The organism is Variovorax sp. GW821-FHT10B04, assembly GCF_059415645.1.
Map to the genome: position 1 here is coordinate 89030 of NZ_JBWKNQ010000007.1, position 23924 is coordinate 112953.

The window sequence follows — 23924 nt, forward strand, 5'->3', positions numbered from 1 at the left end:
GTCACCCCGCCGGCGCGTCCGGTTCCCGCAGAATCCCCCGCATGACACGACTCGTTCTCCTCCCCGGCCTCGCCTGCGACGCCCGCCTCTGGGAAGCCCAGATCCCCGCCCTGCCGCCCGCGCTGGAAGCGCGCGTGAGTGACGCCAGCCAACGCAACGACCGCATCGAGACCATGGCCGCCGCCGTGCTCGCGGAACACGACGGGCCGCTGGTTCTCTGCGGCGCGTCGATGGGCGGCATGGTCGCGATGGAAGCCGCGCGCCAGGCGCCCGACCGCGTCGTGGGCCTCGCGCTGCTGGGCACCAGCGCCCGGCCCGAGACGCCGGAGATGCACAAGCTGCGCGAATCGGCGATCGAGGTGTTCGAACGTGGCGAAGCGCGCAGCGTGATCGAGCTCAACGCCGGCTTCGCGCTGCATCTCGCGCAGGCCGCCGACCGGGCGCTGGTGCGCGCCTATGTCGAACAGGTGCTCGACGCCGGCACCGAACAGCTGGTGCGACAGAACCGCGCCGTGATGCAGCGGCCCGATGCGCGCCTGCACCTGCCGCAGCTGCGCTGCCCGGTGCTGGTGCTGTGCGGCGACGGCGACCAGCTCGCGCCGCCCGAATGCTCGGAAGAGATCGCCGCGTTGGTGCCGCACGCCGAGCTGGCCTGGGTGCCGCAATGCGGCCACATGCTGACGATGGAAAAGCCGGCGGAAGTGAACGCGGCGCTCAACCGCTGGCTTGCCCGGTTTGTGCAGCCGGCCTAGACTGCCTGAAAGGCCCCGAGAGGCCGCGATGCCCGCGCGGGGCGTCAGGCCATCGCCATCACGGCGATGCCTTCGCGCTCCAGCGTCGAGCGGATGCGCCGCGCAAAGGCCAGCGCGTGCGCGCCGTCGCCATGCAGGCAGACGGTCTGCGCATTGACCGACACGATGCTGCCGTCGATCGCCGTCACCTGGTGGTCGCGCACCAGCGACAGCGTCTGGGCCAGCGATTGCTCTTCGTCGACGATCAGCGCGCCGGGCTGGCTGCGCGGCACCAGGCTGCCGTCGGGCATGTAGCCGCGGTCGGCGAACACCTCTTCGACCGGCTTCAGGCCGGCACGCTCGGCCGCCGAGATCATCCCGCTGCCCGCCAGCCCGAAGAAGCGCAGGTTGGGGTCGAAGCGCCGCACCGCCTCGCAGATCGCCGCGGCGAGTTCGGGCTCCTTCACGGCCTGGTTGTAGAGCGCACCGTGCGCCTTGACGTGCGCCAGCACGCCGCCTTCGGCCTTCACGATCGCGGCCAGCGCGCCGATCTGGTAGAGCACGCCGGACACGATGTCCTCGGGCGGCAGGTGCATCGTGCTGCGGCCGAAGTTCTCGCGGTCCGGAAAGCTCGGATGCGCGCCGATCGCCACGCCGTTGTCGATGGCCCAGCGCACGCACTGGCGCATGGTGGCCGCGTCGCCGGCATGCCAGCCGCAGGCGATGTTGGCCGAGCTGACGAGCGCGAGCAGCGCTTCGTCACTGCCGGCGCCTTCGCCGAGGTCTGCGTTGAGGTCGATCAGCATGGTCGTGGGCTCCAGGTGTTCGAACGTTCCGGGGAACGGGAGGAAAGTCTAGATCGCGGGCGGCCAACCCGCCGAGGCCAGGCCCTGCGCCACCTGGCGCAGATAGCGCTGCTGCGCGGCCCAGGCGGCCTGCGCACCGGCGGCGTCGATCTCGACCAGCCGCAGCAGGCCGAGCAGCGGCGCCTGCGCGAGCTTCCAGAGGTCGGCGCGGATCACGACGCCGATGCGCGGGTAGCCGCCGGTCGTCTGGGCGTCGCCCATCAGGATGATCGGCTGGCCCGACGGCGGCACCTGGATCGTGCCGGGAAGCACACCCGACGAGAGCATGTCGACCTGGCGCCGCCGTGCGAGCGGCGTGTCGCCGGCGAGCCGGCTGCCCATGCGGTTGCTCTGCGGCGTGATGCGCCAGTGCGTCTTCCACAGCGCCTTCTGCGAGGCGACGGTGAACTGCTCGAACTCGGGGCCGCACATGACGCGCAGCGCGATCGGTTCTTCGGCGCCCGCCGGCTCAGCGGGCGCGGCATCGGGTGCCCAGTCGGGCGCACGCACGCCGAACGAACGGCGCGCCAGCTGCGCTGCATCCAGGCGCGGCGCACCGACGGCAAGCAGGTCGCCCTTCTTCAGCGCACGCCCTTCATGGCCGCCGAAGCCGGCCTTGAGGTCGGTGCTGCGCGAGCCGAGCACCGGCTGGACGTCGATACCGCCCGCCACGGCCAGCCAGCTGCGCAGGCCCTTCTTGGCGGTCCCGACATTCGCGCCGCCCAGCCGCAAGGTCTGGCCGGCAGCGACCGGCACGCTCCAGTGCGCACGCAATGGCCGGCCGTCGAGCCGGGCGTCGAAATCGTCACCGGCGAGCGCGATGCGCGTGGGCTGCTCGAAGCGCAGCTCGCAGCCGCCCATCGTGAGTTCGAGTCCGGCGGCGCCATCGGCGTTGCCCACCAACCGATTGGCCAGCGTGAGCGCCAGCACGTCGAGCGCGCCGCCGGGGCAGATGCCGCGTTCGCGGTGGCCATGGCGCCCGAGGTCCTGCACGGACGCGAGCATGCCGGGCTTGACGACGACGATCACAGCGCGATGCTTTCTGCAACGAAGCGCACGCGGTCGCCGGGCCGCAGCAGCGTGGGTTCGGCGGCGTTCGGGTCGAACAATTCGACCGGGGTCCGGCCGATCAGCTGCCAGCCGCCGGGCGACACCAGCGGATAGACGCCGGTCTGCGCGCCGCCGATGCCGACCGAGCGCGCCGGCACGGCCAGGCGAGGTTCGGCGCGGCGCGGCGTCGCGAGTTCGGGCGGCAAGCCGCCCATGAAAGCGAAGCCCGGCAGGAAGCCGAGCAGGTAGACGGTGTAGCTGCCGCCGCTGTGGCGCCGCACGACTTCGGCCGGCGTGAGGCCGGTGTGCGCGGCGACATCGGCCAGGTCGGGGCCGTGCTCGCCGCCATAGGCGACGGGGATCACGATCTCGCGGCCCTCGATCTGCGCGGCCTCCAGCTGCGGCCAGACCGTGAGCACCTGCATTTCGAGTTCGGCCTGCTCGGCGACGGCCGGGTCGAACATCAGCGTGAGGTTGTTCATGCCCGGCAGCACCTCCTGCACGGCGGGCCAACTGCGGGCTTCGGCGGCGAGCGCCCAGATCTGCTGCTGCCGCGCCAGCGTGGCCGGCGCAGGAAGCTCGCACAGCAGGGCGGCATCGCCCAGGGCGTGCAGGCGGGGAGCGCTCATCGTGCGCGGCGGACGGCGGGCATCATTCCCGGCCGAGGCTGCGCACCTTGGCGGCCAGCTTCTCCTGCACGAACGGAGACACGAACTTGTCGACCTCGCCGCCCAGCATCGCGATCTCGCGCACGAAGGTGCTGGAGATGAACTGGTACTTGTCGCTCGGCGTGAGGAACACCGTTTCGACGTCGGGCATCAGCGAGCGGTTCATGCCGGCGAGCTGAAACTCGTAGTCGAAGTCGGTCACGGCGCGCAGGCCGCGCACCATGGCCTTGCCGCCGCGGGACACGACGAAGTCGCGCAACAGCCCCGAAAAGCTCTCGACGCGCACCTGGTCCTTGAAGGGCTCGGCGACGACACGGGCCATCTCGATGCGTTCCTGCAGCGAGAACAGCGCCTTCTTGTGGTGACCGGCCGCAACGGCGACGATCACGCTGGAAAACAGTTGGGTCGCACGCCGCACCACGTCTTCGTGGCCCAGCGTCATGGGGTCGAAAGTGCCTGGGTATACCGCGATCACGCTGGACATCGTGTTCCCTTGTTCCTGCTGCCGGGGCGGCCGCAATGCGGCGAATTATGCAGGCGCATTGCTGCGATGCCGCAACAAGTGCGCATGGACCGCGCCGGCTTTCAGATAGCGGAAGACTTCCAGGCCGAGCGCGGCCAGTTCGTCGTCAGCCCAACGCTGGGGCGCTTCGAGATAGATCGCGCCGTCGACATGCACGGCGCGCGCGGCGGCACGCAGGGCAGGCGCATACAGCGCGGCGTTCTCGAAGGGCGGGTCCAGGAACACGGCCTGCAGGCTGCCGGCCACGGCGCGCTCCAGCGCGGTGACGCCGTTGCCGCGTTCGATGCGCACGGCGTCGGCCTTGAGCTTGGTCTTGATGGTCTGCAGTTGCGCGACCAGCGCCGGGTCCTGCTCGCAGAGCAGCACCGACGCCGCGCCGCGCGACGCGGCCTCGAGCCCGAGGGCGCCGGTGCCGGCGAAGGCATCGATGCAATGCCAGCCGGGCAACTCGCCGCCGCCGGCGCCAGCCAGGCTCGCCAGCCAGTTGAACAGCGTCTCGCGCACGCGGTCGGGCGTCGGGCGCAGGCCGGGCTTGTCGGCGACGGCGAGCCGGGTGCGCTTCCATTCGCCGCCGATGATGCGGACTTCATGTGGCCGGCGGTCGACACGGACCGGGGTCTTCGCTGCGGGTTTCTGGGCTGCCTTCTTGGCAGCGGGTCGGTTCTGGGGCATGAACCGAGCTTACCTGCGAAGCGCCGGCCCGCAGCTCAGGGCCCGCCGAACGATCGGCGCGTCAGGGCTTGCCGCCGACCACCACCGTCACCATGCGATCGGGCTGCAGCTTGTGCGCGAACGCCGCCTTGACCTGCGCCACCGTGACCGCGTTCATGCGCGCGATCCAGGTGTCGAGGTAGTCCAGCGGCAGGTCGTTCCACGCGATGTTGGCGACGTTGCCGAGCAGCTTGCGGTTGCTGTCGAGCAGCAGCGGATAGCCGCCGATCAGGTTGTCCTTGGCGGCCTGGAGTTCGGCCTCGGTCGGTCCGTCGGCGACGAACTTGCGCAACACCTCGCGCGACACGCGCACCGCCTCGTCGGCCTGGTCGGGCCGCGTCTGGAAGGCCACGCGGAAGGCGCCCGCATGCAGGCCCGGCGAGAAGCCGCTGTAGACGCTGTAGGCGAGCCCGCGCTTCTCGCGCACCTCTTCGGTCAGCCGCGACACGAAGCCGCCGCCGCCCAGCACGTAGTTGCCCAGCGTGAGCGCGAAATGCTCGGGGTCGCTGCGCCTGTAGCCGGGCTCGCCGATCAGCACGTGCGCCTGCGCCGACGCGAACGGGATGCGCTCTTCCTTCGGTGCGGTGAGCGGGGCGATCTCGGCCACCGGCGGCAGCGGCGCGCAACCGGCCGCAGGCACCGGCAGGCGCGCCAGCAGCCGCGTGGCGATGGCATCGGCCTGCGCACGCGTCACGTTGCCGACGATGCTGACCTTGGCGCGGCAGGGCTGGATCAGCTGCGCATAGCGCTGCCGCATCGCCGCCACGTCGATGCGCGCGAGCGTCGCTTCGGTCGTCTCCTGCCCGTAGGGATGCGCGCCATAGACGGCCTGCGCGAAAGCCTTGCCGGCTGCGGTGGCGGGCTTGGTGTCGGCCTCCCGGATGGCCGCGTTGATCTGCTCGCGCTCGCGCTGCCAGATGTCGTCCGGAAAGGCCGGTTCGCCGATCTCGCGGGCCGCCAATGCGACCGCCTTGTCGAGCAGCGCCGGATCGGACAGCGTGCGCAGTGTGAAGCTGGTGCGCTCCGAGCCCGCACCGGCATCGAAGCTCGCGCCCAGGTCGGCCCAGGCTTCGCCGAGCGCGTTCTCATCGAGCGCCGGATCGGCGCCATTCGCGCGCACACCCTTCTCGACCATGCCCGCACTCACGCTGGCGAGGCCGGCCTGCGCGGCTGGATCGCGCCGGCTGCCGGCATCGAAATCGACCTGCGCATCGACGATGGGCAGCGCATCGGTGGCGGCCAGGTAGACCTTGGCGCCATTGGCCAGCGTCCAGTGCTGGATCGGAATCGCGGCTTGGGCGTTCAGGCCGCACAGCAGGCCGGCGCAGGCCAGGGCTGCCGCCGCGGCGCGTTGCTGGAATTTCGTCATCGTCAGGTGATCCTTCAACGCAGTTCTCCCTGCGTGGCAAAGCCGCGGGGCCGGCGGGTCTTGTCGGGCGGCAGCGGCCGCAGGATCGCGACGGTGAGCTGGTCGTCGCCGAAGTACCTGGCGGCCACGGCCTGCACCTGCGCCGCGGTCACGGCCTGCAGGCGCGCGACCATGCGCTCGCTCGCGTCCAGCGGCAGTTCGCGCACCCAGTTGCTGCCGAGTTCGCGCGCCTGCGCCATCACCGAGTCGCGCTTGTAGGTTTCGCTCGCGACCCATTGCGTCTTGACGCGCGCGAGTTCGGCCGCGCCGACGCCCTCGCTGGCCACGCGCGCGATCTGCGCACGCAGCGCGGCCTCGACCGCCTCCGGCGTCTTGCCCTTGGCGGGCACGCCGTCGAGCACGAAGATCTGCGGGCCGCGGCCGATGAAACCGGCGTAGGAGCCGGCGGAGTCGGCCACCCGGTCGGGGCCCTGGATGAGCGCACGCTCGAGCCGCGCGCCGGTGTAGCCGTCGAGCAGCGCCGAGAGCACGACCAGCGCCAGCGCGTCGTCGGTGGCTGTCGGCTCGCAGCGGCCACCCGCCGGCGGCGTGCAGGGCGGCGCGATCAATTCCGCCGGTTCGAGCTTGGGCATGCGGAAGGCCAGCGACACATAGGCCTGCTCGGCCGGCGCCTTGTATTCGATGCGGCGGATGCCGCGCTGCTCGGGCTCGGTCCGCGGCTTGCGATCGGGCAGCGCCCGTGCCGGGATGGCACCGTAGTACTTCTCGGCCAGTGCGCGCACCTGCGCCACGTCGACGTCGCCGGCCACGACCAGTGCGGCATTGGCGGGCACGTACCAGCGGCTGTGGAAGTCGCGCACGTCGTCGGGCGTCATCGCGTCCAGGTCGCTCATCCAGCCGACCACCGGCCGGTGGTACGGCGACGCGATGTACACCGCGGCGTTCTGCTGCTCGCCGAGCAGCGCGCGCGGCTGGTCTTCGGTGCGCATGCGGCGCTCTTCCTTGACGACCTCGATCTCGCGCTTGAATTCGTCGTCGGGCCACTGGTTGTTGGCGAAGCGGTCGGATTCGAGCTGCATCGCCGCTTCGAGACGGTTGGCGGGCAGTTGCTGGTAATAGCCGGTGTAGTCGCGCGTGGTGAAGGCGTTTTCCTGGCCACCCAGCGCCGCCACGCGGCGCGAGAACTCGCCGGGCTTCACCGTCTTGCTGCCCTTGAACATCATGTGCTCGAGTGCATGGGCGACGCCGGACGTGCCGTCGACCTCGTCCATCGAGCCGACGCGCACCCACAGCATCTGCACCACGGTCGGCGAGCGCCGATCGGGCTGGACGATCACCGTGAGGCCGTTGGCCAGCGTGAACTGCTCGGCCCGCGCCGCGCCGGATGCGGCAGGCGCCGCGACGGGAATGGGAGGGGGGTTCTGTGCAAGTGCGGGCAGCGACCCGGACGCGATGAGCGCCAGGGCGACCACTGCACCGGACGCCGCGCGGCGTGGCAGGGGGTGTTTCATAGAATGGGTCCGATTGTAAAAAGCGCCCAATGTTCAGTTTCTTCAAGAAAAAACCGCCGCCCGACAGCCCCGCGAGCCCCGTGCCCGCGCCCGAGACGGCTGCGCCGGCAGAGGAAACGCCGGCGCCGGCCAAGTCGGTGTTCTCGCCGTCGAGCTGGTTCGGTGGCAAGCCGGCGGCACCAGCGCCGACCTCCGTGCCGGCACCCGCGCCGGTCGTGACCGCACCGACACCCGTGGCGCCCGCGCCGGCGCCGGCGCCGTTCACGGTGCCAACGCCGACCCCGGCGCCAACGCCAGCCATCGCTCCGGCGCCGATTGCGGTGCCGGCTCCGTTCGCAACGCCGAAGCCGGCCAGCGTGCCTGTTTCGCCGCCCGTCGCGCTGCGTCCGACCGCACCGCCGCCGCCCGCCGAACCGGAGCGCCGCAGCTGGCTCGACAAGCTCAAGACCGGCCTGCGCAAGACCGGCACCGGCATCCAGGCGGTCTTCGTCAACGCGCAGATCGACGACGCGCTCTACGAGGAGCTCGAAGCCGCGTTGCTGATGGCCGACACCGGCGTGAAGGCGACCGAATTCCTGCTCGAGGACCTGCGCCGCCGCGTCAAGAGCCAGATGGCGACCAATGCCCAGCAAGTGCGCGTGCTGTTGGCCGACGCCATCGCCGACCTGCTGAAGCCGCTGGAAAAGCCGCTGGTCATCGGCGAGCACACGCCGACGGTGATCATGGTCGCGGGCGTCAACGGCGCCGGCAAGACGACCTCGATCGGCAAGCTGACCAAGCACCTCGCGAACGAAGGCGCCTCGGTGCTGCTGGCCGCGGCCGACACCTTCCGCGCCGCAGCGCGCGAGCAACTGCTGGTCTGGGCCGATCGCAATACGGTCGAGATCGTGAGCAACGAGGGCGGCGACCCGTCGGCCGTGAGCTTCGACGCGGTCAACGCCGGCAAGGCGCGCGGCAAGGACGTCGTGCTGGTCGACACCGCCGGCCGGCTGCCGACGCAACTGCACCTGATGGACGAGCTCAAGAAGATCAAGCGCGTGGTCACCAAGGCCGACGCGACCGCGCCGCACGAGGTGCTGCTGGTGATCGACGGCAACACCGGCCAGAACGCGCTGGCCCAGGTGCGCGCCTTCGACGACACGCTGGGACTGACCGGACTGATCGTGACCAAGCTCGACGGCACGGCCAAGGGCGGCGTGCTTTGCGCCATCGCGCGCGAACGGCCGATCCCGGTCTACTTCATCGGCGTGGGTGAGAAGCTCGAGGATCTCGAGACCTTCAACGCCCGCGAATTCGCGCAGGCGCTGCTGGGCTGAGGCTGCGGTAGGTCAGGCCGTCAGCACGACCTTGCCGGCGCGACCCGGCACGGCGCTGGCGGCAGCGGCACTGGCCGCATCGGCGATGTCGAAGGCCGCTTCCACCGGCAGGCGCAGTTCGCCGGTGCCGGCGAGGCGCATCAGCTCGCCGATCAGCCGCGCGATGTCGGCGCGTGGCGTCGACTCCATCCGCTTCGCGCCCCAGAAACCCCGAACCGTGGCCTGCTTGAACAGCAGGTTGGCCGCGCTCAGTTGCAGCGGCTCGCCGGACATCGCGCCGAACGAGACCAGGGTCGAGCCTTCCGCCGCCACGTTCATGATCTGGTCGGCGGCCCGGCCGCCGATCGAATCGACCGCACGCACGATGAGCGCGCCGCCAACGATCTCTTTCACGCGATCTTCCCAACCCGGCTGCTCGGTCGACACGGCGTTGCCGATGCCCAGCGCGGCCAGTTCGGCGATGCCGGCATCGCGGCGAACCAGGTTCACGACATTGACGCCGCGCGCCTGCGCCAGCATCGCGACGGTCTTGCCGACCGCGCCGTTGGCGGTGTTCTGCACCATCCATTCGCCGGCCTTCAGCTGGAGGTCTTCCAGCAGCATGGCTGCCGACAGCGGCATCGCGATCAGTTGGCAGGCGATGCCGTCCGGCAGCGCATCGGGCACCGGAATCAGCTTGGCGGCCGGCGCCAGGAAATATTCGGCCCAGGCGCTGCTCGCGCCAGCCAGCATGACGCGCTGGCCGGTCTTGAACTGCGACACGCCCTCGCCCAGCGCGTCGACCACGCCGACCGCTTCGGTGCCGGGTGTCGCCGGCAGCGGCGGATTGTAGCCGTAAACGCCGCGGACGATGGCCAGATCGTGGTTGTGGATCGGCGACATCCGCATGCGCACGCGCACCTCGCCGGCCGCGGGCTCGGGTTGCGGACGTTCCGCCAGCCGGAGCACGTCAGGGGGATGGCCAAAGGATTCGAGAACGACTGCGCGCATGGGAGGATGGGATGAAATCCGAGTTGAAAGACGCTGGACCGGCGCCATCTGTCCTGGAGAGAACCCGCCGGACAAGGCAGCGCCAGGAGGGGGAAGTCGGCCGACATGAAAAAGCTATCGGCGCGATTGAAATAAGGGGGAACCCTGAGCTTAGCACTCCCTCTAACCGAGTGCTAATATGAACGCCAACGAAGGAGTTTCCCCAATGACAAACCTGTCTGGAGCCTCTGTGAACCAGCTTGCGGTCGCCAACCCTTGGTCGATGGTGCCGCCGCTCGGCAATTTGGACGCCTACATCTCCGCAGCCAACCGGCTGCCCATGCTGACGCTCGAAGAAGAGCAGGGTTTTGCGCGCAAGCTGCGCGATCACAACGACCTCGAAGCCGCTGGCGCGCTGGTGCTGTCGCACCTGCGGCTCGTGGTCTCGATTTCCCGCCAATACCTGGGCTACGGGTTGCCGCATGGCGACCTGATCCAGGAAGGCAACGTCGGCCTGATGAAGGCCGTGAAGCGTTTCGACCCCGACCAGGGCGTGCGGCTCGTGAGCTACGCCATGCACTGGATCAAGGCCGAGATCCACGAGTACATCCTCAAGAACTGGCGCATGGTCAAGGTCGCAACGACCAAGGCGCAGCGCAAGCTGTTCTTCAACCTGCGCTCGATGAAGCAGGGCTTCAAGGCAGACGATGCAGCCGCCGATGGCGACACGCACCGCGCAACGCTGACCGACAGCCAGGTCACGCAGATGGCCGAGAAGCTCAACGTCAAGCGCGAAGAAGTGCTCGAGATGGAGATGCGGCTGTCGGGCGGCGACGTGCTGCTCGATCCGTCGCCCTCCGACGACGGCGACGAGGCTTTCGGTCCGATCGCCTATCTGGCCGACGTCACGCAGGAACCGACCGCACAGCTCGAATCGCGCCAGCGCGACCGGCTGTCGAGCGACGGCATTTCGACCGCACTCGAAGCGCTGGATGCACGCAGCCGCCGCATCGTCGAGGAGCGCTGGCTGAAGGTCAACGACGACGGCTCGGGCGGCATGACGCTGCATGAACTGGCTGCCGACTATGGCGTGAGCGCCGAGCGCATTCGCCAGATCGAAGTGGCGGCCATGAAGAAGATGAAGAAGGCGCTGGCCGAATACGCCTGATGCAGGCTGAGGCGCAGGCCTCGCCGTCTCCCGAAGAAGCCCGGTACTCCCGGGCTTTTTTTATACTCGTGCGCTCGCTTTCGCCTCATTCACTCCAAGAGACAACTCCATGCCCGCTCGCTCTTTCGGCCGTCTTTCCCGCCGTTCCTTCACCGCGCTTGCCGCGAGCGCCCTGCTCGCCGGCCCGGCATTCGCCGCTTCGCCGCTGGACGGCTGGCCCAACCGGCCACTGCGCATCGTGGTCGGCTTCCCGGGCGGCTCGACGCCCGACCTGACGGCACGGATGATCGCCGAGCCGCTGTCGAAGGCGCTGGGCCAGCCGGTGATCGTGGACAACCGCGTGGGCGCGGGCGGCAACATCGCCGGCGAAATCGTGGCGCATGCCACCGACAACCACACGATCAGCGTGATGATCAACGGCAACATGACCATCGCGAAGCTGCTCAACAGCAAGCTGCCGTACGACCCCGTGTCGGACCTGCAGCCGATCACGCTGGTCGGCACCGCGCCGCTGGTGTTGGCGGCGCCGGCCAATGCGCCGGGCGCGACGGCCAAGGACTTCCTGGCCGCCGCGCGTGCCTCGGGCAGCAGCTGGAGCTACGGCACGCCGGGCGTCGGCACGGTCGGCCATCTCGGCATGGAACTGCTCAACGGGCAGCTCAAGATCCAGTCGGTGCACGTGCCCTATCCCGGCTATCCGCAGGTGATCAACGGCATCATCGGCGGCCAGTTGCGGTGGGCGCTGCTGCCACCCGCGCCGGCCATGGCGCAGGTGCGCGCCGGCAAGCTGAAGGCGATCGGCGTGACATCCGCCGGCCGCAGCACGCTGGTGCCCGAATTGCCGAGCCTGGCCGAGCTGGGCGTGCCGGGCTTCCAGCTGGAGATCTGGAACGCCGTCGCCGCACCGAAGGCCATGCCCAAGCCGATCGTCGACAAGCTGGCCGCGCTGATCGGCGACATCGTGCGCACGCCCGATGCGCGCGACAAGCTGTTCGTGCAAGGCTGGCAGGTGGTCGGCTCGTCGCCCGAGGGGCTGGCCAACCGGATCAAGGCCGACACCGCCCTGTTGGGCGGCGTGATCAAGGCGCGCGGGATCAGCGCCGATTAAGACCGGCAACCCGGCCGCCGGGTGACCGCCCGTCGCGGCCCCGGCCGCTGTTCCGGCGTGCGCTCAGCCTTGCCGGATCAGCGTCTGGACATCGGCCACCATCGGCGCGACGCCGGCGCCGTAGCGCGCATAGAGCCGCAAGCGGCCCTGCATGTCGTAGACGTAGCTCGCCGCGGAGTGGTCCATCGAGTAGCTGGTGGGCGTCTTGCCGTCGACCTTCTTGTAGTACGCCTTGTAGTCCTTCGCCATGGCGACGAGTTGCTCCGGCGTGGGAATCAGTGCGGTGAACGACGGGTCGAAGGCTTCCATGTAGGCCTTCATGACCGTCGGCGTGTCGCGTTCCGGGTCGACCGTCACGAACAGCACCTGCAGCTTGTCGCCGTCCTTGCCGAGCTGCTGCTTGACCTGCGCCATTTCGGTCATCGTGGTCGGGCAGACGTCCGGGCACTGCGCGTAGCCGAAGAACAGCACGACCACCTTGCCCTTGAAGTCGGCCATCGTGCGGACCTTGCCATCGGCGTCGGTCAGCGAGAAGTCCTTCGCATAGTCGGCGCCGGTCATGTCGACCGCATTGAAGCTCGGCTTGGCTTCTTCGCTGCAGCCTGCCAGTGCGCCGCCCATCACGGCAGCGGCGGCGATCCAGCCCATGCCGGCTGCCAGGGTCTTCAGGGCTTGTCGCTTGTTCATCATGCGGATCAAAGCAGGTAGTGGTCGACCAGCAGCGCGGCAAACAGCACGCTGAGATGGATCAGGGAGAAACGGAAGGTCCGGCGCGCGAGCGCGTCGGAATAGTGGCGCCACAGCGCGAAGGCGTAGCCGCAGAAGCCGAGGCTCACGACCACCGCGACGGCCAGATAGAGCCAGCCGCTCATGCCATAGGCGAACGGCATCAGGCAGCCCGCGAACAGCACGAAGGTGTAGAGCAGGATCTGCAGCCGCGTGAATTCGTTGCCGTGCGTGACGGGCAGCATCGGCAGGCCGGCCTTGCGGTAGTCCTCGACGCGGTACAGCGCGAGCGCCCAGAAGTGCGGCGGCGTCCAGAGGAAGATGATCAGGAACAGGATCAAGGCCTCGGGACCGACGTTGTCGGTCATGGCGGCCCAGCCCAGCAGCGGCGGCATGGCACCCGAAGCGCCGCCGATCACGATGTTCTGCGGCGTCAGCGGCTTCAGGATCACGGTGTAGATGACCGCATAGCCCACGAAGGTCGCGAAGGTGAGCCACATCGTGAGCGGGTTCACGGTGAACCACAGCAGCGCGGAGCCGGCCGCGCACAGCACGGCGGAGAAGATCAGCGCCTGCCGGTCGCTGAGCTCGCCGCGCGCCGTCGGCCGCCAGGCGGTGCGCTTCATCTTGGCGTCGATGCCCTTCTCGACCAGGCAGTTGAACGCGGCCGCGGCGCCGGCCACGAGCCAGATGCCGATGCAGGCGAGCACGGCGCGCTGCACGTCGGCCCAGCTCGGAGCGCCGGGCACGGCGAGCACCATGCCGATCAGCGCGCAGAAAACGATCAACTGCACGACGCGCGGCTTGGTCAATGCATAGAACTGGCGCAGCACGCTGGCCGTGCTCGGCACGGCGGCTGACGGGGAATGCACGGGCGTGCTCATGGGAGGACCTCGGAGACCTGGCTGCCGCGCACGCTGCCGGGTGCGTTGTATGAAGTGGTCGGGTGCGGCATGCTCATGCGGCTCCGATGTTGCCTGAGCCGGACGCACGCGGCCCGGCAGCAGGCTGGGACACTTTGACCGGGGCCCGGCGGCTCTCGCACAGCGTCCAGGTGAGGACAACCGCCAGCGCCGCCGCCCCGCCCGTGTGCAGCACGGCCGCCGCCAGCGGCCAGCCGAGCAGCACATTGCCAAGGCCGGTGGCGAGCTGCAACAGCGCGAGGCCGGCCAGCCAACCCGCGGGCTCACGCAGCGCGGGCACGCGGCGCAGGCGCCAGGCGAGCACGCCCAGCGCAACGAACACGAGGTAGGCCATCAGCCGATGGACGTAGTGGATCGCGGTGAGCGCGGCGAAATCGACCGGCACACCGGCTGCCGTGACGCCGAGCTCACGCCAGATCTCGAAGCCCTGGGTGAAGTTCATGGCGGGCCACCAGCTGTCCTGGCAGGTCGGGAACTGCGTGCAGGCCAGCACGGCGTAGTTGGTGCTGACCCAGCCGCCCAGCGCGATCTGCAGCGCCAGCAACACGCTGGTGACGACCAGCAGCGTGCGCAACGGCGACGGCAACGCTGCAGGCGCGCGCGCGGCAGCGGCCTGGCGATAGCGCACGGCCTGGACGCACAGCAGCACGAGCAGCACGATCGCGCCGAGCAAGTGCATCGTGACGACTGCGGGGTAGAGCTTGAGCGTGACGGTGAGCGCACCGAAAGCGCCCTGCAGGCAGACCCAGACCAGCGTCGCGGCCGGCCACCAGGCGCTGAGCGCCGCGGGGTCGGCGGCGTCCGCATTGCCGCCAGCCGTCGCTCGCGCGGGTGCTCGGCGCTGCCGGCGGCGCACGATCCAGGTCGCCATGGCCAGCGTGAGGATCAGCACGCCGACGCCGGTGGCCAGATAGCGATGGACCATCTCGATCCAGGCTTTGCCGTGGGTGACCGGGCCGGTCGGCTGGGCCGCCTGCGCCATGGCGATGTCGTGGCGTGCGCCGATCGGACTGGCATTGCCGTAGCAGCCAGGCCAGTCGGGACAACCCAGGCCGGAATCGGTCAGGCGCGTGAAGGCGCCGAACATCGTGAGGTCGAAGGTCAGGAACAGCGTCAGGACGGTGAGCGCATGAAGACGCCGCGCGGGACCGGCGCCCGCATTGCGCCGCCATACCCAGACCAGTGGCCCAAGCGCGATCAACACGCCCATGCCCATGAGCCAGGCGACGGGCGTCAGGTCGTACGGTGACGGGACATTCATGCGTCGTGCCTCGTGTTCAGCGTCCGGGCTCGTCCCAGGACGCCGACGCGCGCATCAGCCGGTCGAGGTCGCGCTTGGCCCGGGCCGCGCCCGCTGCGTCCATGCGCGCCGGGAAACGCATCATCCAGTTGCCCAGCGGATCGACGACGAACAGGTGCTCGGCCAGCGCGTGGCCGGACGTGGGCGTGAGCCACTGCGCCAGATCGGCGGCCGGTACGCGCAGCACGGTGGCGCCATGCAGGCCGTTGTCGAGCCGTTGCGGCACCGGCGCGGCGTCGCTGACCAGCCAGACACGGTCCATGCGGTCCTTTTCGCGACCCAGGCTTTCGCGCAACTGGCGCTGCAGATAGAGCTGCTGCTCGCACAGCGCGTCGCATGCCGCGTCGGCGACTGCCACCAGCAGCCATTGACCCTTGAGCGACGACAGCAGCACCGTGCGGCCATCGGGCGTGGTCGCGTTCACCGACGGCAGCGGATGCTGCGGATCGATGAGCTCGCCGTACACGCTGCGGCCTTCGGGCCGGACCACGTAATAGGTGAAGTACGACGCGATCACCGGCGCAGCGCAGCACAACAGCACGAGGATCATCTTCCAGCGCCCGAGCACCGTCCGCCGGCCTTCGGCGCCATCCAGCGCCTGCGAAGGCGAGGGCATCGAGTGGACGGTCAGCCCGAGAGGCTCGTCAGAAGCTTGCATGGTTGGCCTTGCGCCGCGGCGCGATGAGTTGGAACCAGACATAGAGGAACACGACGAGCGCCGCGATCCCGAACCACTGGAAGGCATAGCCGTAGTGCTTCTCGACGCCCAATGCGGGCGCGGGCCAGTTGCGCTGAAGTCCCTCGGAAGCGTCGCCGACCTGCTGCAGCGAGACGTCGGTGCGCAGCGGCAGCTTGGTTTCGGCGCGGAACGCTTCCAGGTCGAGATTCTGCCGGATGGCCGAAGACCCCACGGGACTCGCCGCAGTGGCTGCGCCGGAAGCGCTGGACGTGCCGGCAGCACTCGGCGTACCGGACGCCGTGGCCATCGGCACCGACGCAGCGGCCGCGGGCGGCGGGGCCGTGCCGAGGTCCAGCAGGTGCGCTGGCGGCGGAGCGACCAGGCCGGTGACTTCGACGAGGCCGGCGGGCGTCGTGACCTCGCCAAGTTGCGTCCGGTCGTTGAAATTGCGCTGGATCCAGCCGCGCTGGACCATCACGGTCTGATCGCTGCCCTCGATCGCCAGCGGGGTGACGACGTAGAAGCCGGGCACGCCATTCATCTGCCGGTTGTCGAGATAGACCGTCTGCGAGCCGAGCCAGAGCCCGTACAGCGTGACGGGCCGGTGCAGCGCGTCGGTGCCCTTCTCGAGCCCGAGGAATTCCTTCTGCGGGATCGGCGGCAACTTCTTCTGCGCGTCGATCTCCGCCTGGAGCGCTTCTTTCTGCGCCGCGCGAGACAACTGCCAGCGGCCGAGCGAGACCGTGACGGCAATCGTCGCGACCGCCGCGACCGTGATGATCCAGAAGCGTGCGCGGCCGCGCCCTGGCGTGGGGGCGTTCGCGTTCAGCACGCGTTCGGGGCCTGGCGGCCGATAATGAGCTTCATGAAATATCTCGTCGCCCTTGCGTTCCTGGGCATCCTGGCCAGTCTTGCCGGCGCGTTGTTCTTCATGTTGAAAGACGGGCGCGAGGGGCGCCCCAAAAGCGGCGGCATGGCCCGCGCGCTCACCGTTCGGATCGGCCTGTCGGTGGTTTTGTTCCTCTGCATCCTGCTGGGCTGGAAATTGGGCTACCTCCACCCGGGCGGGCTCCCCGTCGGCAAGTAGATCGTGCTCATTCCAGAGCCGCCATGAAAAAAGCGCCTTCCGGCGCTTTTTTGTTGTGCCGTGGAGATCGCTCAAAGCCAGTAGACCAGCACGTAGAGACCGAGCCACACGACGTCGACGAAATGCCAATACCAGGCTGCGCCCTCGAAACCGAAGTGACGCTCGGGCGTGAAGTGACCCTTGCGCAGACGCAGCGTGATGAACAGCAGCATCAACATGCCGATGAACACGTGCAGGCCGTGGAAGCCGGTCAGCATGAAGAAGGTCGAGCCGTAAGCGCCCGAGCTGAGCTTGAGGTTCAGCTCGGTGTACAGGTGGTAGTACTCGTAGCCTTGCACGCAGAGGAACACGATGCCCAGCAGCACCGTGAGCCACATGAAGCGGATGCACTGTGCACGGTGGTCGGCGCGCAGCGCGTGGTGAGCGATGGTCAGCGTCACGCCCGAGCTGAGCAGAAGCGCCGTGTTGATGGTCGGCAACCAGAACGGGCCGACGGTCTGGAAGGGCTCGACGATGTCGGCCGGTGAGCCGGTCACGCCGGCCGCCATGCTGGGCCAGACGGCCTTGAAGTCGGGCCAGAGCAACGCGTTGTCGAGGCTGCCGAGCGCCGGCAACGCATGCGTCCGGGCCCACCACAGCGCCGTGAAGAACGCACCGAAGAACATCACCTCGGAGAAGATGAACCAGCTCATGCTCCAGCGGAACGACAGATCGATCTTGTGGCTGTACTGGCCGGACTCGCTCTCGCCGATCGCTTCGCGGAACCACTGATAGAGTACCGTCCACCACCACAGCAAGCCGAAGGCGAGCGAATAAGCGCCCCACTCGTGGCCGTTGATCCATTGGCCCGCACCCAGAATCACGAAGAACAGGCCGATCGCGGCCATGACCGGATGGCGCGACGGCCCGGGCACGAAGTAGTAAGGCGTGGTGCCGTGGGTGGTTGAACTCATATCAGCTCCTGGCTTTTTTCTTTGGATTCGAATCTGTGGGGCATGTCTCTGTCAGGACGAGATGGCGAGCTTCACGAGCACGATCAGCACACCGACGAACAGCAGCACGCCAACCAGCCCGACCGCCACGATGTGCAGCGGCGACAGCTTGGCGATGTCCTCCTGGTAGGCGCTGTTCTTGCGCACACCGAAGAAGCCCCAGGCTACCGCCTTGACGGTTCGCCAGAGAGACCCGCGGCGCGGCACGTCGGGCGCATTCATGAACGCGCCTCGCCCGTTGGCGGCACGGTGCTCGGCACCAGCGCGGCGGTGGGCGCCGGCGGCGTCTTTCCGCCGACCTCGAAGAAGGTGTACGACAGCGTGATGGTCTTCACGTCTTTCGAGATCTTCGGATCGATCACGAAGGCGACCGGCCATTGTTTCTTTTCACCGGCATCGAGCGTGTACTGGTTGAAGCAGAAGCACTCGAGCTTGTTGAAGTACGGCGCGGCCTGCTGCGGCGCGTAGCTCGGGATCGCCTGCGCCGCCATCCGCCGGTTCTGCACGTTCTGGAACTCGTACATCACCGTGTTGAGCTGACCGGGATGCACCTGCATCGTCGCCTGCGCGGGCTTGAAGTCCCAGAGACCGCGCACGTTCGAGTCGAACTCGACCGTGATGGTGCGGCTCATGTCGACCTGGGTGTTGTCCGGAACGCGGACGTTCTTGCCGCCCGACGCACCACCGGGCACATCCAGCTCGGACAGCGCCAGGATGTTGATGCCGGTCATCTCGCAGATCGCGCGGTACAGCGGAACCAGCGCATAGCCGAAGGCAAACATGCCTGCAGCCACCACGACCAGCTTGCCGACCATGCGGACGTTCTCGCGGCGGATACGTTGGCCGATGCCCATGCGATGCTCCCGCTCAGTGGCCGAGCCACACCATTCGGATGATGAAACCGACGAAGAACAGCACGGCGATCGAGGCCAGCGTGAGCCCCATGCGCCTGTTGTTCTTCCTTTGTTCAGGTGTCATCGCGCGCAGCCGTTCAACCGATGACCTTGGTGGCCGTCGCGTCCAGGCGTGGAGGCGTCTCGAAGGTGTGGAAAGGCGCCGGCGACGGCACTTCCCACTCGAGGCCTTCCGCAGCTTCCCAGGGCTTGGCAACTGCCGGCTCGCCCTTGCCGCGCATGGCGGGCAGCACGATGAAGAAGAAGAAGTAGACCTGCGCAAAGCCGAAGGCAAAGGCGCCGACCGAAGCCACCGCGTTGAAGTCGGCGAACTGCATCGGGTAGTCGGCGTAACGGCGTGGCATGCCGGCCAGTCCCAGGAAGTGCATCGGGAAGAAGGTGACGTTGAACGAGATCAGCGACCACCAGAAGTGCACCTTGCCGCGCGTCTCGTTGTACATCACGCCGGTCCACTTCGGGCACCAGTAATAGAAGCCGGCGAACATCGCGTACAGCGAGCCGGCCACCAGCACGTAATGGAAGTGGGCCACCACGTAATAGGTGTCCTGCAGCTGGATGTCGATCGGCGCCACGGCCAGGATCAGGCCGGTGAAGCCGCCCATCGTGAACACGAAGATGAAACCCACCGCGAACAGCATCGGCGTCTCGAAGGTCATCGAGCCCTGCCACATCGTCGCGATCCAGTTGAAGATCTTCACGGCCGTCGGCACGGCGATCAGCATGGTCGCGTACATGAAGAACAGCTGGCCCGTCACCGGCATGCCGGTCGTGAACATGTGGTGCGCCCACACGATGAAGCTCAGGATGGCGATCGACGAGGTGGCGTACACCATCGACGCGTAGCCGAACAGGCGCTTGCGGGCGAAGGCCGGCACGATCTGGCTGATGATGCCGAAGGCCGGCAAGATCATGATGTAGACCTCGGGGTGGCCGAAGAACCAGAAGATGTGCTGGTACATCACCGGGTCGCCGCCGCCTGCGGGATTGAAGAAGCTGGTGCCGAAGTGGCGGTCGGTCAGCGTCATGGTGATGGCGCCGGCAAGCACGGGCATCACGGCGATCAGCAGGTAGGCGGTGATGAGCCACGTCCAGCAGAACATCGGCATCTTCATCAGCGTCATGCCGGGCGCGCGCATGTTGAGGATGGTGACGATGATGTTGATCGACCCCATGATCGACGAAGCGCCCAGGATGTGCATCGCGAAGATGCCGGCATCCATCGACGGGCCCATCTGCAGCGTGAGCGGCGCATACAGCGTCCAGCCGGCAGCCGGCGCACCGCCGGGCATGAAGAAGGACGACACCAGCATGATGGCCGCCGGAATCATCAGCCAGAAGCTGAAGTTGTTCATCCGCGCAAAAGCCATGTCGGACGCGCCGATCTGCAGCGGGATCATCCAGTTCGCGAAGCCGACGAAGGCCGGCATGATCGCGCCGAACACCATGATCAGCCCGTGCATCGTGGTGAACTGGTTGAACAGCTCGGGGTTCACCAACTGCAGGCCGGGCTGGAACAGCTCGGCACGGATCAGCAGCGCCAGGACGCCGCCGACCATCAGCATGGTGAACGAGAACAGCAGGTACAGCGTGCCGATGTCCTTGTGGTTGGTCGCGAACACCCAGCGGCGCCAGCCGACGGGCGCACCGTGATGGTGGTCGTCGTGCGCATGGCCATCGTGGTCGGGGTGGGCGTGACCGTGGGGGTCGAGGACTGCACTCATGTCTGTTCCTTGCTGTTTCTACGTCGGGGCGTCGAAAGCTTTACAGCTTCGCCCGTTCGGCCTTCACTTCGGCCGGCTGCACCAGTTGGCCCGTCTTGTTCGACCAGCTGTTCTTCGTGAAGCTCACCACGGCAGCGATGTCGGTGTCGCTCAACTGCTTCCACGACGGCATCGCGCCGTTGTTCTGGCCCTTGAGCAGCACGTCGATCTGCGTCGCATGGTTGGCATCGAGCACCTTTGCCGAGCCGTCGAGCGGCTTGATCGGGCCCGCACCCTTGCCATTGGCCTGGTGGCAGGCTGCGCAATTGGCCGCGTAGACCTTCTCGCCGCGCGCCAGGATCTCGGGCAATGCCCAGACCTTGTTCGGATCGTCCAGCTTGGCCGCGGCCTCCTTGCGCTTGACGTCGACCCAGCTCGTGTAGTCGGCGGCCGAGACCACCTTCACGTGGATCGGCATGTAGGCGTGTTCCTTGCCGCACAGTTCCTGGCACTGGCCGTAGTAGTCGCCGATCTTCTCGGCACGGAACCAGGTGTCGCGCACGAAACCGGGGATCGCATCCTGCTTGATGCCGAACTGCGGCACGGCGAACGCATGGATCACGTCGTTGGCCGTCGTGATGATCCGGATCTTCTTGTCGACCGGCACCACCAGCGGGTTGTCGACCTTGAAGAGATAGTCGGCCGGAATGTCGCCCTTGGCACCGGCGTTGGACATCGCGCGCTGCGAACTGTCGAGCGTCGAGATGAAGCCCAGGCCCTGGCCTTCGCCCGTGATGTAGTCGTAGCCCCACTTCCACTGGTAACCGGTGGCCTTGATCGTCAGGTCGGCGTTGGTGGTGTCCTTCTGGGCGACCAGCACCTTGGTGGCGGGCAGCGCCATCACGATCACGATGAGGAAGGGCACGATGGTCCAGATGACTTCCACCACCACCGACTCATGGAAGTTGGCCGCCTTGTGGCCGACCGACTTGCGGTGCTTCCAGATCGAATAGAACATGACCGCGAACACGGCGATGAAGATCACGGTGCAGAGGATCATCATCACGGTGTGCAGGAAATGCTGTTCCTGCGCGATCTTCGTGACCCCGACCGGCATGTTCAACTGGCGCACCGACGGGCCGCCGGGCAGGTCGTTGACCGCATGTGCCGCGCCGCTGAATGCCGCGCCGGCCGCCAGCAGCAGATTCGACAGCCTGTACTTGTTGCGCCAAATGCTCTTCATCGTGTTTGCTTCTTCAATTTCCGTTTTACCGACCGGCTTGTCGTCCATTGCCGGAGGCCCCCGCCACGCTAAGCGCCGCGTAGCGCCATGCGAATCTCGCGCGCCAGGGCCGCACGCAGTTCGGGGCGCACGTAGCGCCCCACCCTGACCGAACGCCCCTGCCCTGACACCTCGATCAGCGAGCGGTCGCTCGCCTGGGGTTCGATCCGCACCTGATGCGGAAGGAACTCCGTGCGCTCGTAGTGCCCGCCGTTCTCGAGCTCCACCACGAGCCGACCGCCTTGAAGTGCGATCCTCTCTCCATCGGTCGCATGCCGTGCATACGACATGAAAGCAAACCCGACCGCGGCAAGCTCCAGCCATGCAAAAGGCAGGACGAGCCTTGCGCCGTTGAGCCAGAAGCCCGCGCCGATGCCAAGCGAAATCACACACAGCGACGCGTAGAGCCAGCCCAGCTGGCTCGGCGTGACCGAGCAATTGCGCTTCAGGAACCAGTGAACACTCTGGCCCGAAACAGTGGCAAAACGAAACACGGAATTCGACACGGACGAGTTCGGTAAATCGGTACGTTCGCGGCCACCCAACCTACGCTCGACGGCCTTGATCACAGGAAGATCCCTGGAGTTCACGCTCGGCGGATTGTAGCGGGTGAACCACGCCAGACCGTCCCCTTGGCGTCGCGGAAGAACGCCGGAAATCCCTGATATCCGCGATTCAGGAGCCGGGACGGCCGCGTTGCAGCATCTCGCGCATGTCGCGCAGCGAGACCGCGCTCTGAGGCGACAGCGCGACCCGCGGCGCGGGCTTGAAGGCATGGCCGTAGATGATTTCGAAGGTCATCGCGATGCGGCCATCGTGGGCGCCAGGCACGGCCATGGAGGCCAGAGCGTCCTTCAACGCGGCGTGCCAGCGGCGCCCGCGCAGACCCGCCGGCCGCGCCGGATGCAGGTTTCGGCCCAGCGTGCGCAACTCGGCGAGCGCCGCCTCCGGCGTAGCCCAGCTCAGCACGATGCGCTCCATGTCCATCACCGGCTCCGCGAAACCTGCGCCGACGAGCATGTCGCCCCAGTCGTGCATGTCGGTGAATTCGTGTGCCGGCGGCGGCCAGCCGAGCTGCGCATAGAGACTGCGCAACTCGCGCAGGGTGTCCGGTCCGAGACAGGAGAACATCAGAAAGCCGTCCGTCATGACCGAACGGTGCCATTGACCGATCAGCGCCTGCGGATCGGCCGCCATGTGCAGCGCCATGTTGGCCCACAGCATTCCGACACCCGATTCGGGGAGGGCATCGAAGCGCGCCTGTGCCCCCTGCCATCGGCGAGCGCTCCACCACGGCGCGACCAGCCGATCGGCGGAACGCGTGGCCAGTTCGGGTTCGCGCTCGATCACGTAGGCGCGCGCGTTGCGATAGCGGCGCGCCACCAGGGCGTGGGCGTCGAGGCCGCCGCGCAACGGCGACCAGTCGGCCCAGGTCTCCGGCGCGCGCGTGATCCACTGCAGGCGGTCTTCCATGCGCCGGCCGACTTCCTCGTGCAGCCACGGGGAGTCCGCCTCGGGCGGAAGGCTGGCCCAGCGTGCAGCCGCCGCGGGGTCGATGGTCGGCGGTCGCTCGGTGGGAAGGGTTGCCATGGGGGCGCTCAGTATATTGAGGGGATGTTGTCCTGGTTGAACGCCCGACTTTTCTCCGCATGGCCCGGCCGCGTCCCCAGCCAGTGCGCGGTCTGCCGATCGTGGCCGTCACAGCCGGTCTGCGACGCCTGCATTGCGCGTTTTGCGCCGCCGGCCGAACGCTGTGCGACCTGCGCGCTGCCGGTGGCCACGGGCACGACGCATTGCATCGACTGCCGACGCCAGCCTCCGCCGCTCGACGGCTGCATTGCCGCCTGCGGCTACAGCTGGCCCTGGCCAGGCGTCATCGGCGACTTCAAGTTCCGCGGCGAGCCCGGCTGGGCCGCCCCGCTCGCCATGCTGATGCGCAGCGCGCCGTGGGCCGAACCCGCGCTGGAACGCGCCGACCTGGTTCTTCCGATGCCACTGTCACCGGCCCGGCTGCGGGAGCGGGGCTTCAACCAGGCGTTCGAACTCGCACGCCGCCTCGCGCGGGACAAGACCGATGCCGGCCTGCTGATCCGCACGCGAGACACGCCGGCGCAGAGCGGCCTGACACGCGCCGAACGCCTGCTCAACCTGCAGGGTGCCTTCGCGATCGAACCGCTGCGCGCAGCGCAGGTCCACGGGCGGCGCATCGTGCTGGTCGACGACGTGATGACCAGCGGCGCCTCGCTGTTCTCGGCGGCGCAAGTGCTGCGCACCGGCGGCGCGGTGCACATCGCCGCGATCGTGCTGGCGCGCACCGAACTGCCGGACTGACGCCGTCCCCGCGCCGGCGTG

General features: G+C 68.2%; 27 protein-coding genes. 6 read left to right on the forward strand and 21 right to left on the reverse strand.

From position 1 onward, the window contains the following. Positions 1 to 41: 41 nt before the first annotated feature. Entirely contained in the window at positions 42 to 752 is a 711-nt protein-coding gene (locus tag AC07PZ_RS18280) for an alpha/beta fold hydrolase (protein WP_495296548.1), read from the forward strand. Between the two features lie 44 nt (positions 753 to 796). Here the strand turns inward: AC07PZ_RS18280 and pxpA are convergent, their stop codons facing one another. The 7 genes from pxpA to AC07PZ_RS18315 all read right to left on the reverse strand — a co-directional run bounded on the left by pxpA (position 797) and on the right by AC07PZ_RS18315 (position 7408). After that, positions 797 to 1537: a 5-oxoprolinase subunit PxpA gene (pxpA, locus tag AC07PZ_RS18285; RefSeq protein ID WP_495296549.1), complete on the reverse strand. Its 741-nt coding sequence runs from the start codon at positions 1535 to 1537 to the stop codon at positions 797 to 799. Positions 1538 to 1585: 48 nt separating this feature from the next. Beyond that, positions 1586 to 2605, reverse strand: coding sequence for a 5-oxoprolinase subunit C family protein (locus AC07PZ_RS18290; RefSeq protein ID WP_495296550.1), 1020 nt, complete (start codon positions 2603 to 2605; stop codon positions 1586 to 1588). Further along, positions 2602 to 3255 carry a 5-oxoprolinase subunit PxpB gene (gene pxpB / locus AC07PZ_RS18295; RefSeq protein ID WP_495296551.1) on the reverse strand — a complete coding sequence of 218 codons (654 nt, stop codon included), beginning with the start codon at positions 3253 to 3255 and terminating at the stop codon, positions 2602 to 2604. The genes AC07PZ_RS18290 and pxpB overlap by 4 nt, the downstream gene beginning before the upstream one ends. 22 nt (positions 3256 to 3277) lie before the next feature. After that, the gene (gene coaD, locus AC07PZ_RS18300; protein WP_495296552.1) at positions 3278 to 3778 is read right to left on the reverse strand and encodes a pantetheine-phosphate adenylyltransferase; all 501 of its coding nucleotides are present in this window, start codon (positions 3776 to 3778) and stop codon (positions 3278 to 3280) included. A gap of 45 nt (positions 3779 to 3823) precedes the next feature. Then, entirely contained in the window at positions 3824 to 4489 is a 666-nt protein-coding gene (locus tag AC07PZ_RS18305) for an RsmD family RNA methyltransferase (protein WP_495296553.1), read from the reverse strand. A gap of 61 nt (positions 4490 to 4550) precedes the next feature. Then, the gene (locus AC07PZ_RS18310) at positions 4551 to 5897 is read right to left on the reverse strand and encodes a M16 family metallopeptidase (protein WP_495296554.1); all 1347 of its coding nucleotides are present in this window, start codon (positions 5895 to 5897) and stop codon (positions 4551 to 4553) included. A 14-nt stretch (positions 5898 to 5911) separates the two neighbouring features. Then, the gene (locus AC07PZ_RS18315; RefSeq protein ID WP_495296555.1) at positions 5912 to 7408 is read right to left on the reverse strand and encodes a M16 family metallopeptidase; all 1497 of its coding nucleotides are present in this window, start codon (positions 7406 to 7408) and stop codon (positions 5912 to 5914) included. Between the two features lie 29 nt (positions 7409 to 7437). Between AC07PZ_RS18315 and ftsY the strand changes: the two genes are divergently transcribed. After that, on the forward strand, positions 7438 to 8724 hold the full coding sequence (gene ftsY / locus AC07PZ_RS18320) for a signal recognition particle-docking protein FtsY (RefSeq protein WP_495296556.1): 1287 nt from the start codon (positions 7438 to 7440) through the stop codon (positions 8722 to 8724). A gap of 12 nt (positions 8725 to 8736) precedes the next feature. On the opposite strand, the gene AC07PZ_RS18325 is transcribed toward ftsY, so the two are convergent. Beyond that, positions 8737 to 9714: a zinc-binding dehydrogenase gene (locus AC07PZ_RS18325; RefSeq protein WP_495296557.1), complete on the reverse strand. Its 978-nt coding sequence runs from the start codon at positions 9712 to 9714 to the stop codon at positions 8737 to 8739. Between the two features lie 205 nt (positions 9715 to 9919). Here AC07PZ_RS18325 and rpoH point away from each other — a divergent pair, with 205 nt between their 5' ends. Beyond that, entirely contained in the window at positions 9920 to 10861 is a 942-nt protein-coding gene (rpoH, locus tag AC07PZ_RS18330; protein ID WP_495296558.1) for an RNA polymerase sigma factor RpoH, read from the forward strand. Between the two features lie 109 nt (positions 10862 to 10970). Further along, complete coding sequence (locus tag AC07PZ_RS18335) at positions 10971 to 11969, forward strand: Bug family tripartite tricarboxylate transporter substrate binding protein (protein ID WP_495296559.1); 999 nt, start codon at positions 10971 to 10973, stop codon at positions 11967 to 11969. A 63-nt stretch (positions 11970 to 12032) separates the two neighbouring features. Here AC07PZ_RS18335 and AC07PZ_RS18340 read toward each other — a convergent pair whose 3' ends face one another. The 5 genes from AC07PZ_RS18340 to AC07PZ_RS18360 all read right to left on the reverse strand — a co-directional run bounded on the left by AC07PZ_RS18340 (position 12033) and on the right by AC07PZ_RS18360 (position 16429). Beyond that, entirely contained in the window at positions 12033 to 12656 is a 624-nt protein-coding gene (locus AC07PZ_RS18340; RefSeq protein WP_495296560.1) for an SCO family protein, read from the reverse strand. A gap of 8 nt (positions 12657 to 12664) precedes the next feature. Then, a complete protein-coding gene (gene cyoE / locus AC07PZ_RS18345; RefSeq protein WP_495296561.1) occupies positions 12665 to 13579 on the reverse strand; it encodes a heme o synthase in 915 nt (304 codons plus the stop codon). 73 nt (positions 13580 to 13652) lie between these two features. Further along, positions 13653 to 14879: a COX15/CtaA family protein gene (locus AC07PZ_RS18350; protein ID WP_495296562.1), complete on the reverse strand. Its 1227-nt coding sequence runs from the start codon at positions 14877 to 14879 to the stop codon at positions 13653 to 13655. Positions 14880 to 14895: 16 nt separating this feature from the next. After that, positions 14896 to 15576, reverse strand: a complete 681-nt coding sequence (locus AC07PZ_RS18355) for a redox-active disulfide-containing membrane protein (protein ID WP_495296563.1) — start codon at positions 15574 to 15576, stop codon at positions 14896 to 14898. Then, on the reverse strand, positions 15563 to 16429 hold the full coding sequence (locus tag AC07PZ_RS18360) for an SURF1 family protein (protein ID WP_495296564.1): 867 nt from the start codon (positions 16427 to 16429) through the stop codon (positions 15563 to 15565). The genes AC07PZ_RS18355 and AC07PZ_RS18360 overlap by 14 nt, the downstream gene beginning before the upstream one ends. Before the next feature lie 33 nt (positions 16430 to 16462). Here AC07PZ_RS18360 and AC07PZ_RS18365 point away from each other — a divergent pair, with 33 nt between their 5' ends. Next, positions 16463 to 16684 (forward strand): twin transmembrane helix small protein, encoded by a 222-nt coding sequence (locus AC07PZ_RS18365; protein WP_495296565.1) that lies wholly within the window; start codon positions 16463 to 16465, stop codon positions 16682 to 16684. A gap of 71 nt (positions 16685 to 16755) precedes the next feature. Here the strand turns inward: AC07PZ_RS18365 and AC07PZ_RS18370 are convergent, their stop codons facing one another. From AC07PZ_RS18370 to AC07PZ_RS18405, 8 genes are all read right to left on the reverse strand, one after another. Continuing rightward, complete coding sequence (locus AC07PZ_RS18370) at positions 16756 to 17637, reverse strand: cytochrome c oxidase subunit 3 (protein ID WP_495296566.1); 882 nt, start codon at positions 17635 to 17637, stop codon at positions 16756 to 16758. 51 nt (positions 17638 to 17688) lie between these two features. Then, a complete protein-coding gene (locus AC07PZ_RS18375; protein WP_495296567.1) occupies positions 17689 to 17898 on the reverse strand; it encodes a DUF2970 domain-containing protein in 210 nt (69 codons plus the stop codon). Further along, the gene (locus AC07PZ_RS18380; RefSeq protein ID WP_495296568.1) at positions 17895 to 18530 is read right to left on the reverse strand and encodes a cytochrome c oxidase assembly protein; all 636 of its coding nucleotides are present in this window, start codon (positions 18528 to 18530) and stop codon (positions 17895 to 17897) included. The genes AC07PZ_RS18375 and AC07PZ_RS18380 overlap by 4 nt, the downstream gene beginning before the upstream one ends. 13 nt (positions 18531 to 18543) lie before the next feature. Then, complete coding sequence (locus AC07PZ_RS18385) at positions 18544 to 18654, reverse strand: cytochrome oxidase small assembly protein (RefSeq protein ID WP_495296569.1); 111 nt, start codon at positions 18652 to 18654, stop codon at positions 18544 to 18546. 13 nt (positions 18655 to 18667) lie between these two features. Beyond that, complete coding sequence (gene ctaD / locus AC07PZ_RS18390) at positions 18668 to 20311, reverse strand: cytochrome c oxidase subunit I (RefSeq protein WP_495296570.1); 1644 nt, start codon at positions 20309 to 20311, stop codon at positions 18668 to 18670. A gap of 40 nt (positions 20312 to 20351) precedes the next feature. After that, on the reverse strand, positions 20352 to 21533 hold the full coding sequence (coxB, locus tag AC07PZ_RS18395) for a cytochrome c oxidase subunit II (protein ID WP_495296571.1): 1182 nt from the start codon (positions 21531 to 21533) through the stop codon (positions 20352 to 20354). Between the two features lie 68 nt (positions 21534 to 21601). Continuing rightward, positions 21602 to 22078 carry a DUF2244 domain-containing protein gene (locus AC07PZ_RS18400; RefSeq protein WP_495296798.1) on the reverse strand — a complete coding sequence of 159 codons (477 nt, stop codon included), beginning with the start codon at positions 22076 to 22078 and terminating at the stop codon, positions 21602 to 21604. Between the two features lie 169 nt (positions 22079 to 22247). Beyond that, the gene (locus AC07PZ_RS18405) at positions 22248 to 23162 is read right to left on the reverse strand and encodes a biotin synthase (protein ID WP_495296572.1); all 915 of its coding nucleotides are present in this window, start codon (positions 23160 to 23162) and stop codon (positions 22248 to 22250) included. A 24-nt stretch (positions 23163 to 23186) separates the two neighbouring features. On the opposite strand from AC07PZ_RS18405, the gene AC07PZ_RS18410 reads away from it, so the two are divergent. Continuing rightward, a complete protein-coding gene (locus tag AC07PZ_RS18410; protein WP_495296573.1) occupies positions 23187 to 23903 on the forward strand; it encodes a ComF family protein in 717 nt (238 codons plus the stop codon). Positions 23904 to 23924 lie beyond the last annotated feature (21 nt).